This is a genomic window from Burkholderia sp. KJ006 (assembly GCF_000262695.1).
Classification (GTDB): Bacteria; Pseudomonadota; Gammaproteobacteria; order Burkholderiales; family Burkholderiaceae; genus Burkholderia; species Burkholderia vietnamiensis.
This window is the reverse complement of record NC_017921.1, coordinates 1,272,983-1,285,317: the sequence shown is the minus strand read 5'-3', so window position 1 is coordinate 1,285,317 and position 12,335 is coordinate 1,272,983. Positions and strand designations below refer to the sequence as shown.

Below are 12,335 nucleotides of genomic sequence, written 5' to 3'. Positions count from 1 at the left end.
TCCATCGTCCCCTTCACGGAGCATCGACACCATGAGCACGACCCGGCTCGACCCGAACACGGCGCTCGTCGTCATCGATCTGCAAAAAGGCATCGTCGCGCTGCCGGCCTGCCATCCGAGCGCCACGGTGATCGCGCACGCGCGCGAACTGCTCGACGCGTTCCGCGGCCGCGGCCTGCCGGTCGTGCTCGTCAACGTCGCGGGCGGCGCACCGGGCCGCACGCAACAACCGCCGCGCACCGCGGCGCTGCCGCCCGACTGGACCGAACTGCTGCCCGAGCTCGACCGTCAGCCGGGCGACCATGTCGTGACGAAGCACACCTGGGGCGCGTTTACCGCGACCGATCTCGACGCGTACCTGAAAGCCGCCGGCGTCACGCAGATCGTGCTCGCCGGGATCGCGACCAGCATCGGCGTCGAATCGACTGCGCGGCAGGCATACGACCTCGGCTACAACGTGACGCTCGCCGTCGACGCGATGACCGACCTCAGCGCCGACGCGCACGCGAACAGCGTCGAACGGGTGTTTCCGCGCCTCGGCGAAACGGGTTCGACGCGCGACATCGTCGCGCTGCTCGCGCGCCGCGACGCGTGAGCGAGCGACACGCGCAGCCGGTGGAGAACCGCCCGGCCGCCCCGCTCGATCCGATGGTCTGGAAAGTCAGCGCGGTCGCGACGCTCGGCTCGCTGCTGTCGCAGCTCGACGCGACGATCGTCAACGTCTCGCTGTCGAGCCTCGCGACCGACCTGCACGCGAGCCTGTCGACGATCCAATGGGTGACGAGCGGCTACCTGCTCGCGCTCACGCTGGTGTTGCCGCTGAACGGCTGGCTGGTCGGGCGCATCGGCGCGAAGGCGCTGTACCTGTGGTGTTTCTCCGCGTTCATGTTGACGTCGGCGCTGTGCGGGCTCGCGTGGTCGGCGGCGTCGCTGATCGCGTTCCGCGTGCTGCAGGGCGTCAGCGGCGGGCTGCTCGCGCCGATGGCGCAAATGATGATCGCGCGCGCGGCCGGCCAGCAGATGGCGCGCGTGATCGGCTATGCGGCGGTGCCGGTTCTGCTCGCACCGCTCCTCGGCCCGGTCGTCGCCGGCGCGGTCCTGCAGCACGCCTCGTGGCGCTGGCTGTTTCTCGTGAACCTGCCGGTCGGCGTGCTCGCGCTCGGGCTCGCCGTCTGGTTGCTGCCCGCCGACCGCGACGAGACGCAGCGCCGCGCGCTCGACTGGGTCGGCCTCGCGCTGCTGTCGCCGGCGCTCGTGCTGTTCCTGTACGGCGCGCAGCGGATCGAAGCCGCGCCCGGCATCGCCGCCGTCGCGGCCGCGATGCTGCTGCTCGCCGCGTTCCTGCGTGTCGAGCGGCGCCTGCGCGAACGGGCGCTGATCGACGTCGCGCTGTTTCGCTCGCGCGTGTTCGGCGCGGCCGCCGCCACCCAGTTCCTGTCGAACGGCGCGGTCTACGCGGGCCAGATGTTGATTCCGGTGTTTCTGATCCAGGCGTGCGGCCGCTCGCCCGGCGAGATCGGTTGGCTGCTCGCACCGCTCGGGCTCGGCATGCTCGTCACCTATCCGTCGATGGGCGCGCTGACGAGCCGGTTCGGCGTGCGGCGGGTCGCCGCCGCCGGCGCGCTGCTCGCGCTGATCGCGACGCTGCCGTTCGCGTACCTCGCGTTGCACGGCTTCGATCGCGACGTGCTGATGCCCGCGCTGTTTCTGCGCGGGATGGGTCAGAGCGCGATCGGCACGCCGTCGATTTCCGCCGCGTATGCGTCGGTCGAACGGCGCAGCCTGCCGATGGCGACGACGTCGCTGAATATCGTGCAGCGCCTCGGCGGGCCGACCTTCACGACGCTCTGTACGCTGTTTCTCGCGTGGCGGCTGCACGTCGAGACGGCGACGAGCGGCTCGCCGAGCGTCGCGTACGCGTGGGCCTTCGGCCTGTTGTGCGCATTGCATGCGGCGAGCTTCGCGACGGCGCTGCGGCTGCCGCTGCGGGCAAGCGGTGCGGGCGAACGGCCGCCCGGCGGCACGCGCTGAGGTTCGACGCAGCGGCCGGCAACGGGCCGCCGCCCGCCATCGCGCGGCGCGGCACAGCGCGCGCTCATCCCGCCGCTCACCGCACCGCGCATTCGGCCGCAAGCCGGCCGAGCACCTTCAACGCCTCCTCGATCTGCCGCGACCACGGGTAGCTGTAGTTGAGCCGGATGAAGTGCCGGTAATTGCCGCTCGCCGAGAACATATGGCCGGGCCCGACCGTGATGCGCTGCGCGAGCGCGAGCGCATACAGCTTCATCGCGTCGACCTGTGGCGCCAGCTCGACCCACAGCACGTAGCCGCCGCGCGGTTGCGACAGCCGCGTGCCCTCGGGGAAGAAGCGCCGCACCATCGCGCTCATCACGCTCGCCTGCTGCGCATACTGCTTGCGCATGCGCCGCAGATGGAAATCGTAGCCGTCGTACTTCAGGTATTCGGCAATCGCGAGTTGCTCGATGGCGGGCGTCGCGAGCGTGTTCAGGAATTTGAGCTTCTCGACCTGGTCACGATAGCGGCCCGGCATCGCCCAGCCGATCCGGTAGCGCGGCGACAGGCTCTTCGTGAACGACGCGCAATGCAATACGAGCCCGTCGCGATCGTACGACTTCAGCGCGCTCGGCGTCGTATCGCCGAAATGCAGCTCGTGATAGACGTCGTTCTCGATCGCCGGCACGCCGTGCTGCGCGAGCAGCTCGACGAGTGCGCGCTTGCGCGCGTCGGACATCTCGAAGCCGAGCGGATTCTGGAAATTCGGCATCACCATGCACGCGGCGATGCGCTCGCTCGCCAGGATCCGTGCGAGCGCATCGAGATCGATGCCGTCGCCCGGGTGCGTCGGCACTTCGAGCGCGCGCATCCCCATCCGCTCGATCGCATGCAGCATCGCGTAAAAGGTCGGCGACTCCACCGCGATCGTGTCGCCCGGCTTCGCGACGGCCTGCAGGCACAGGTTGATCGCTTCGGTCGCGCCGATCGTCACCACGATCTCGCCGGGCTCGACCGCGACGCCGCGCTCCGCATAGCGCCGCGCGATGTGGCGGATCAGCTCCTGGTTGCCGGGCGGCAAGTCGTCGATCACGCCCCAGCGCGTGCGGCGCCGCCCGATCGCCTGGGCGTAGCGCGCGAGACGCTGCACCGGGAAATGCGACGCGTCGGGATACGGTGAGCCGAGCGGCACGGCGTCGTCGCGCGCGATCGAGCGCAGCGTCGACAGCACGAGCCGGCTCACGTCGACGGCCGACGGCTCGGCGGCCGGCGTCGACACGTGCAACTCGGCGTCGGCCGGCGCGGCGGCCCGCGCGCGCACGAAATAGCCCGACTGCGGCCGGCTTTCGATCAGCCCGCGGCTTTCCAGCACGAGGTACGCGCGCAGCACGGTCGTCACGCTGAGCTGTTGCTGCCGGCTCGCCTGCCGCACCGACGGAATGCGCTCGCCGGGCCGGTACACGCCGCGCTCGATCTGCGCCTGGAGATCGTCGGCGAGTCGTTCGTATCGCTTCACGCGCGCTCCTTTCAGCTTCCCTTCAACGATGCCGTCGCGGGCCCGAATGGCTCGTACGGCCCGAATGGCCGCAACTGTACTCTTTTTTGATATGAGAAGGTGTACACACAGCGGTCACGGCGCCGCGCGTACCCTGCACGCACCAACCCCGACACACGCATCATGAAAAAGAAAACCGCCACCGCGCGCATCGAACCATATACGCACCCGGCCGCCGGCTGGGGCGCGCTGAAAGCCGTCACGATCAACCTGATCAAGGAGAAGGTCGCCGGCGGCAACTACCGCACGCTGCTGCGCCAGAACCAGCCGGACGGCTTCGACTGCCCCGGCTGCGCGTGGCCGGACCGCCAGCACGCGTCGACGTTCGAATTCTGCGAGAACGGCGTGAAGGCGGTCGCCGCCGAAGCGACCAGCAAGCGCGTGACGCCCGCGTTCTTCGCCGCGCACACGGTCACCGAACTGCTCGAGCAATCCGATTTCGAGCTCGAGCAGCACGGCCGGCTGACCGATCCAATGGTGTACGACGCGCAGACCGATCATTACGTGCCGATCGCCTGGGACGACGCGTTCGCGCTGATCGCGCGCCACCTGCGCGCGCTGCCGGACCCGAACCAGGCCGCGTTCTACACGTCCGGGCGCGCCAGCAACGAGGCCGCGTTCCTGTACCAGCTGCTGGTACGGCGGTACGGCACCAACAACTTCCCCGATTGCTCGAACATGTGCCACGAGGCGACGAGCCGCGGGCTGCCGGCGTCGGTCGGCGTCGGCAAGGGCACCGTCACGCTCGACGATTTCGAGCATGCGGACCTGCTGCTGATCTTCGGCCAGAACCCGGCGACCAATCATCCGCGCATGCTCGGCGAGCTGCGCGAATGCGCGAAGCGCGGCGCGACCATCGTGTCGATCAACCCGCTGAAAGAGCGCGGCCTCGAGCGCTTCGCCGATCCGCAAAGCCCGCTGGAAATGCTGACGATGTCGGGCACGAAGATCGCCTCGACGTTCATCCAGCCGACCATCGGCGGCGATTTCGCGCTGCTCAAGGGCATCGCGAAGCGCGTGCTCGAACTCGACGACGACGCGCGCGCCGCCGGTACGCCGCGCGTGCTCGACACCGCGTTCATCGACACGCACACAGCCGGCTTCGACGCGTTCGCCGCCGATCTGCGCGACGAAAGCTGGGCCGCGCTGAGCGCCGAAAGCGGCGTGCCGTACGAGCAGATCGACGCGCTCGCGCAGCGCTACGCGCGCAGCGAACGCGTGATCGCGACGTGGGGAATGGGCATCACGCAGCACAAGCACTCGGTCGCGACCGTGCAGATGCTGACCAACCTGATGCTGATGCGCGGCAACATCGGCCGGCCGGGCGCGGGCCTGTGCCCGGTGCGCGGCCATTCGAACGTGCAGGGCAACCGCACGGTCGGCATCGAGGAAAAGCCGACCCAGGCGTTCCTCGACCGGCTCGGCAAAGTGTTCGACTTCGCGCCGCCGCGCGCGCACGGCTACGACGTCGTCGAGACGATCGAAGCGATGCGCGACGGCCGCGTGAAGGTGCTGATCGGCCTCGGCGGCAACTTCGCGATGGCGACGCCCGACACGCCGCGCACGTGGGAAGGCATGCGCCGCTGCGACCTGACCGTGCACATCACGACGAAGCTGAACCGCAGCCACCTGATCCACGGCCGCGACGCGCTGATCCTGCCGACGCTCGGCCGCACCGAGATCGACCTGCAGGACGGCGTAGCGCAAGGCGTGACGGTCGAGGATTCGATGAGCATGGTGCACGTGTCGTACGGGATGAACCAGCCGGCCTCGGCGAACCTGATGTCGGAGCCGGCGATCGTCGCGCACCTCGGTCATGCGCTGTTCGGCAGCGGCACGATCGACTGGCTCGCGTACAAGGACGACTACGCGAAGATCCGCGACGCGATCGAGGCGACCTTCGACGGCTTCCACGATTACAACGCGCGCATCGCGCGGCCGGGCGGCTTCCACCTGCGCGTCGCGTCGCGCGATCGCGAATGGCTGACGCCGACCGGCAAGGCGAACTTCATCGCGCACGCGCTGCCGGCCGACACGCCGATCCAGCGCGCCCGCGCGCTGCACGGCGAACGCCTGATGACGCTGATGACGACGCGCTCGCACGATCAGTACAACACGACCGTCTACGGGCTCGACGACCGCTATCGCGGCGTATACGGCCAGCGCCGCGTGGTGTTCGTCAACCGCGACGACCTCGCGATGCTCGGGCTGCAGGCCGGCGAATGGGTCGACATGGAGACCGTCTGGCACGACGGCATCGTGCGCCGCGCCGACGGCTTCCTGCTGGTCGAATACGACATCCCGCGCGGCTGCATCGGCGCGTACTACCCGGAAACGAACCCGCTGGTGCCGCTCGACAGCGTCGGCGACGTCTGCAACACGCCGACGTCGAAGTCGGTGCCCGTGCTGCTGCATCGCGCGGCGGCGCCGGCGGCGGCCGCCGCCTGACGGAGCGCCGCGATGATCATTCGCCCGCGCGAACACTGGCTGCGGATGCTGCTCGTCTGGAACGGCTCGGTGCTGCCGACGATCCTGCCGCAACTGGTGCTGACGCTCGCGATCAGCCTCGTCGCAGTGTGGGGCGGCGGCCGCGTGCTCGGCGAGAAGGTGCCGCTGAATCCGACGCCGTTCACGCTGATCGGCCTCACGCTCGCGATCTTCGCAGGGTTCCGCAACAACGCGAGCTACGAACGCTACCGCGAAGGGCGGCAACTGTGGGGCGGCATGCTGACCGCCACGCGCACACTGGTGTCGCAGGCGCTCTGCTACGGCGCGATCGGCGACGACGCGGCCGCGCGCCGCGCGTTCGTGCACAAGGTCGTCGCGTTCGTCTATGCGCTCAAGCATCAGCTGCGCGGCACCGATCCGGCGGCCGACCTGCGTGCGCGGCTCGACGACGAGGCCTGCGCGCGCATCGCCGCCGCGCGCTTCGCGCCGGTCGCGCTCGTCCATGAACTGCGCGGCGCGTTCGCCGCGCGGGCGGACGCGGGCAAGCTCGCCGAGACGCGGCTGTGGATGCTCGATGCGCGGCTCGACGAACTCGTGGCGATGGTGAGCGGCTGCGAGCGCATCGCGTCGACGCCGATCCCGTTCTCCTACGACGTGCTGCTGCACCGGACCATCTATGCGTACTGCGCGCTGCTGCCGTTCGGTCTGGTCGACTCGATCGGCGCGGCGACGCCGTTCGTCACCGTGTTCGTCGCCTACACGCTGATCGCGCTCGACGCGATCGCTCATGCGATCGCCGAGCCGTTCGGCGACGGCCCGAACCATCTGGCACTCGATGCGATCGCGCGGACGATCGAGCGCTCGTTGCTCGAGTTGAATCAGGAGCCGCTGCCGGACGAGCTGACGCCGGGGCCGTCGTATCGGCTCACGTGATGTGATGCGGCCGCGCCGGTTGTATCGAATCGTTTCAGCAGTCAACTCGCGTCGTATGCCGCAGGTATACTCCGACGTCAATCCAGCCGCCTGCCGTGTCGACCGTCACCGTCGGCGCGATGCCGGCGGTTTCGTCGCGAAGCCGCCCGTTTCGCGTCCCCCGCTCGCCGGCCCCGACACGACCTGCACGACGATCCCGACCATGAAACGATTCCTGCTGCTCCTTCCCGCCGCCCTGCTCGCCGCCTGCGGCTCCGCGCCGTCGTCCGACTCCGCTTCGTCGGGCTCGGCGCCGATGATCTACGTGTCGTCGGCGCGCCCGGCCTATGCGATCGCGAGCTGCCTCGACAACCGCCTGTCCGACACCGAGCGGTCGCAGCACAACGGCGTGACCGACATCACCGTCGGGTCGCGCTCCTACTTCGTCACGCTGACGCCGTCGGCCAACGGCTCGGTGATCAAGGTCGTGCGCGGCTCGGGCAGCGAGCCGGCGGAGGAAGCGATGCGCTTCGCGATCGCGCGCTGCGCGATCTGAGCGCCGCGCGGGCGGCAAGCGTCCGCCCGCACCGCCGAATATTTTCATCCGGGCCGGCGTCGATGAGAGAATCGCACCACGATTGCCTTTCCACGGAGCCCGCATGAAGCATCTGCTGTCCCGCCTGTTCGTCAGCGCCGCGCTCGTCGCACTCGTTCCGGCGCTGCCGGCGCAGGCCGCGACGCCGCCCGGCATCTTCGTCGTCGCCACCCAGCTCGGCGAATTCACGACGCTCGATCCGAGCGAAATCTACGAGCTGGTGCCGTCCGAGTACGTCGCGAACACCTACGAGCGGCTCGTGCGGGTCGACCTGAAGGATCCGACGCGCTTCGACGGGCAAATCGCGCAATCGTGGACGGTCGGCGCCGACGGCGTGACCTACACGTTCAAGCTGCGGCCCGGCGTCGCGTTCCATTCGGGCAACCCGGTCAGCGCCGACGACGTCGCGTGGTCGCTGCAACGCACGGTGCTGCTCGACAAGGGCCCGGCCGGCGTGCTCGCCGATCTCGGCCTGACGAAGGCGAACGTGATGCAAAAGGTGCGCGCGGTCGATCCGCAAACCTTCGTGCTCGAAACCGACCGCAAATACGCACCGAGCTTCGTGCTGAACGTGCTCAGCGCGTGCCCGGCGTCGGTGCTCGACAAGAAGCTGCTGATGTCGCATCAGCAGGGCAACGACTTCGGCAGCGGCTGGCTGAGGACCAACGACGCGGGCTCCGGGCCGTACCAGCTCGTCAAGTGGACGCCGAACGAGAGCATCGTGCTGCAGCGTTTCGACAAGTACCGCACGCCGTATCCGATGAAGCGCATCGTGCTGCGCCACGTGCCGGAGGCGTCCGCGCAGCGGCTGCTGCTCGAAAACGGCGACGTCGACGCCGCGCGCAACCTGAGCCCCGACAGCCTCGCCGCATTGAGCAAGGCCGGCAAGATCCGGATCGCGTCGTGGCCGGTGTCGGCGCTGCTGTACGTGAGCCTGAACACGAAGAACCCGAACCTCGCGAAGCCCGACGTGCAGCAGGCGATGAAGTGGCTCGTCGATTACGACGGCATTCAGCGCAACATCGTCAGCACCACCTACAAGGTCCATCAGACTTTCCTGCCGGAAGGCTTCCTCGGCACGCTGAAATCGAATCCGTACAAGCTCGACGTCGCGAAGGCGAAGGCGCTGCTCGCGAAGGCCGGATTGCCGAACGGCTTCGACGTGACGATGGACATGCCGAACGATTACCCGTACATCGAGATCGCGCAGGCGCTGCAGGCGAATTTCGCGCAAGCAGGCATCCGCGTGAAGCTGATCCCCGGCGACGCGAAGCAGGCGATCGGCAAGTACCGCGCACGCCAGCACGACATCTTCATCGGCGAATGGTCGCCCGACTACATGGACCCGAACAGCAACGCGCGCGGCTTCGCGTGGAATCCGGACAACTCGGACCAGTCGAAGACGAAGATGCTTGCGTGGCGCAACAGCTGGGACATCCCGCAGCTCACGAAGGACACCGAGGCCGCGCTGGTGGAGCCGTCGCCGGCGAAGCGCGCGCAGCGCTACGAAGCGCTGCAGAAGGCGGTGCTCGCGAACTCCCCGTTCATCATCATGTTCGAGAAGGTCGTGCAGGTCGCGACGCGTCCCGGCACGACGGGGCCGGAGATCGGACCGATCAACGACCTCGTGTCGTACCGGACGCTCGCGAAGTAATCGTCGCCGCCGGCGCGGCCACGTCGCCGCGCGCCGCGTGGCGGCGATCTTCAACGACCGGCATCGCCGCGGATACCGCGCCCGGTACGCGTCGCGGGACGAACACGCGCATTGGAACGGGCACGCCGTGTGCGTGGCGATCGACGACAACGACCGACCGTGGTGCGAAATGCACATGCCGTTCCCGCGCAGCGCCGGACCTGCAGCAGCAAGCTGCCCGCCCGTATCGCGTTCAATTGAATGCCGCCCATACCAGGTACGCGTTCAGCCCGACGATCACGACCGTCGCCGCGCCGGCGACGATCCGCAGCGGCATCCGCATCGCGTAAGCGCCCATCACGTCGGTGCGCGCCGACAGCATCAGCAGCGCGATCATCGGCATCGGCAGCACGAAGCTCAGTACGACCTGACTGACCACCATCGCGCGCGTGACGTCGCAGCCGAGCGCGACCACCGCGAACGCGGGGGCGATCGTCACCGCGCGCCGCTGCCAGATCGACATGCGGCGGCGGATGAAGCCCTGCATCACGACCTGCCCGGCCATCGTGCCGACCACCGAGCTCGACACACCGGAGGTCAGCAGCGCGACGAGAAACAGCGCGCCGGCCGCCGGCCCGAGCACCGGGATCAGCGTGTGATAGGCGTCGCCGATGTCGGTCATGCCCGGCGCGATCGCGTGAAACGCCGACGACGCCATCATCACCATCGCGAGATTCACGAACCCGGCGAGCCCCAGCGCGATCACGACCTCGCGGTTCGAGAAACGCACGAGCCGCCGCCGCTCTGCGTCGTTGCGCGGCGCTGCGCGATCCTGCGTGAGCCCCGAATGCAGATACAGCGTGTGCGGCATGATCGTCGCGCCGATGATGCCGACTGCGATCGTCAGCGCCGCATGGTCCGGAATCTGCGGGACCACCAGATGGAACGCGGCTGCCTGCCAGTCCTGCGGCGCGATCAGCAGTTCGCCGAGATAGCACGCGCCGATCACGCCGACCAGCGTCGCGATCGCGGCCTCCAGCGGCCGGAAGCCGCGTTTTTCGAGCGCCAGGATCGCGCAGGTTGCGAACGCGGTCGCGATCATCCCCGCGAACAGCGACAGGTGGCACAACAGCCCGAACGCGAGCGCGCCGCCGAGGAATTCGGCGAGATCGGTCGCCATCGCGGCGATCTCCGACGCGATCCACATGCCCCACACGACGGGCGCCGGGAAGCGCTCGCGGCACAGCTCGGCGAGATTGCGGCCGGTCACGATGCCGAGCTTCGCCGACATCGCCTGGAACAGCATCGCGATCGCGTTCGCGGCCAGCACGACCCAGAGCAGCCGGTAGCCGTACGCGGCGCCGGCCTGGATGTTGGTCGCGAAGTTGCCGGGGTCCATGTAGCCGATCGACGCGATCACGGCCGGGCCGACGAACGGCAGCAGCGCGGCGACGCCGGTGCGGCGCCCTTCCAGCGCGGCGCGCGCCGCGCCGTCGCTGGGCTCGGCGGACCGGCCGTTCAGCGCGAAGCCGCCGGCGGTTTTGCTCGGGACAGGAATCATGGTGAGTATTCCGTTCGAATGAAGTGGACCGATTCGGGGTTCGGCCCGCCAGGCCAGCAAGCCGCATGCCGGCCACGGCAGGACGCTGGCGGCGTTACAGCGGCACGACGTCGGGGCGATTGCGCGGGAACTGCGCGATCACGTCCGGCGCGATGTTCAGGTGCGCTTCGACGAGCTGCGGCGGCGTGTGCGCGAGCCAGTCGGACAACGACACCTCTGCATAGCGGTCGGCCTTGAAGATCTCGAGGAACACGAGATCGGTGCGGCCGGTGTTCTGCACGTAGTGACCGAGGCTCTTCTTCACATAGCCGACGTCGCCTGCGCGGAAGTCGGCCGTCTGCGCCTTCGGCCCCGTGTCGAACACGGTCATCCGCGCTTCGCCTTGCAGGTAGTACTGCCATTCGTCGGCGTTCGGGTGCCAGTGCAGCTCGCGCATGCCGCCCGGGTGCACGGTGACGAGCGCCGCCGCGACGGTCGTCGACACGTTGAAGTTGGTGCTGTCCGCGATCCGCACTTCGCCGCCGCGCGTCTTCCTGACCGGCTTCATGTCGCCGAGCGAAAACACGAACGGATGCGGCGGCGCACCGGCCGACGCGGCCGACGCACGCTGCGCGTCCGCGAGCGGGCCCGGTTCGTCGCCCTGGAAGATCCACAGGTTGTCGAGCGGCACGTTTTTGAACGCGTCGGCCGGCACGCCGAAGTTCAGCGCGAGCACGTCGGGCGGCGTATGCGCGATCCAGTCGGTCAGCAACAGCGTGTTGAATTCCGACGCGCGACCGTTATCGAAGGCGAGCAGGAATTCGGCGCCGTCGCTGCCGAGGCCCTGCAGCGAATGTGGCAGGCCGGGCGGGAAATACCACAGATCGCCGGTCTTGACGTCCTGCACCGACGGCCGTCCGAGCTCGTCGAGCACCGTGATCCGGCAACGGCCGTCGAGCATGATGGCCCACTCGGCCTGCTGGTGCCAGTGCATCTCGCGAATGCCGCCGCGCGTCAGCCGCATATTGACGCCGGAAATGGTTTCGGAAATCGCGAAATCGTCCTGCGTCACTTCGCGCGCCCATCCGCCATTCTGAATGCGTTTATGGGCATTATTGAAAGATGCCCAGAATAACGGCATCCCGTTGATATCGGTGGCCGGCGGATCCTGAAAAGACGGGAATTGATTGGCGATGGCCGGATTTTTAGGCCCCGGGTCGGACAGGCTCTGGCGGTTGCGGGCATTCACCGCGCCTTCCGGCGGGCTATCCGGGTTACCGAACGAAGCGGCCTTCGCCGTTACCGCAATGCCCGCGGCGGCAATTGCGCCGGCCGTACTCGTCAACATTCTACGTCGAGAAAGATTCGTCATGATTTCCTCTTCATTTTTACATTCGAGAGAATTCCCATTACGGAATACCGGCCGTTTTCGAATCATCGAAAATCGAACATCCCGTGACGCAAGTTAAATCCATATTCATCTAAAAATTAAATGAATTATTAAGCTGAATTAATGAATAAAACTGATCGACTTTAATTTTGTAATTATTGCGATGCAGCAGCGGATGAATATCGAGAAAAAGAGAGCGGGATGCGCGCCGCGCGATGACGGCTCGATGCCATCGACGGGAACGCGAAA

The 12,335-nt window shown here is 68.0% G+C and carries 9 protein-coding genes; 6 read left to right on the top strand and 3 right to left on the bottom strand.

The features are described from left to right. The first annotated feature begins 31 nt into the window (after positions 1–31). Together MYA_RS19795 and MYA_RS19790 are read left to right on the top strand one after the other, a co-directional pair. Positions 32–595 (top strand): isochorismatase family protein, encoded by a 564-nt coding sequence (locus tag MYA_RS19795; RefSeq protein ID WP_011882377.1) that lies wholly within the window; start codon positions 32–34, stop codon positions 593–595. A gap of 53 nt (positions 596–648) precedes the next feature. Then, positions 649–2,031 (top strand): DHA2 family efflux MFS transporter permease subunit, encoded by a 1,383-nt coding sequence (locus tag MYA_RS19790; RefSeq protein ID WP_085954521.1) that lies wholly within the window; start codon positions 649–651, stop codon positions 2,029–2,031. A gap of 76 nt (positions 2,032–2,107) precedes the next feature. Here MYA_RS19790 and MYA_RS19785 read toward each other — a convergent pair whose 3' ends face one another. Beyond that, positions 2,108–3,529: an aminotransferase-like domain-containing protein gene (locus MYA_RS19785; protein ID WP_014724765.1), complete on the bottom strand. Its 1,422-nt coding sequence runs from the start codon at positions 3,527–3,529 to the stop codon at positions 2,108–2,110. A 162-nt stretch (positions 3,530–3,691) separates the two neighbouring features. Here MYA_RS19785 and MYA_RS19780 point away from each other — a divergent pair, with 162 nt between their 5' ends. The 4 genes from MYA_RS19780 (at position 3,692) to MYA_RS19765 (ending at position 9,177) form a co-directional block, all read left to right on the top strand. Continuing rightward, complete coding sequence (locus MYA_RS19780) at positions 3,692–6,016, top strand: FdhF/YdeP family oxidoreductase (RefSeq protein ID WP_014724764.1); 2,325 nt, start codon at positions 3,692–3,694, stop codon at positions 6,014–6,016. Between the two features lie 12 nt (positions 6,017–6,028). After that, complete coding sequence (locus MYA_RS19775) at positions 6,029–6,949, top strand: bestrophin family protein (protein WP_014724763.1); 921 nt, start codon at positions 6,029–6,031, stop codon at positions 6,947–6,949. Positions 6,950–7,151: 202 nt separating this feature from the next. Continuing rightward, positions 7,152–7,484 (top strand): hypothetical protein, encoded by a 333-nt coding sequence (locus tag MYA_RS19770; RefSeq protein WP_011882382.1) that lies wholly within the window; start codon positions 7,152–7,154, stop codon positions 7,482–7,484. A 103-nt stretch (positions 7,485–7,587) separates the two neighbouring features. Further along, the gene (locus MYA_RS19765; RefSeq protein WP_011882383.1) at positions 7,588–9,177 is read left to right on the top strand and encodes an ABC transporter substrate-binding protein; all 1,590 of its coding nucleotides are present in this window, start codon (positions 7,588–7,590) and stop codon (positions 9,175–9,177) included. Between the two features lie 232 nt (positions 9,178–9,409). Here MYA_RS19765 and MYA_RS19760 read toward each other — a convergent pair whose 3' ends face one another. Together MYA_RS19760 and MYA_RS19755 are read right to left on the bottom strand one after the other, a co-directional pair. Next, positions 9,410–10,717, bottom strand: coding sequence for an Nramp family divalent metal transporter (locus MYA_RS19760; protein WP_014724760.1), 1,308 nt, complete (start codon positions 10,715–10,717; stop codon positions 9,410–9,412). A 94-nt stretch (positions 10,718–10,811) separates the two neighbouring features. Then, positions 10,812–12,068 (bottom strand): oxalate decarboxylase family bicupin, encoded by a 1,257-nt coding sequence (locus tag MYA_RS19755; RefSeq protein WP_041494109.1) that lies wholly within the window; start codon positions 12,066–12,068, stop codon positions 10,812–10,814. Between the last annotated feature and the right edge of the window lie 267 nt (positions 12,069–12,335).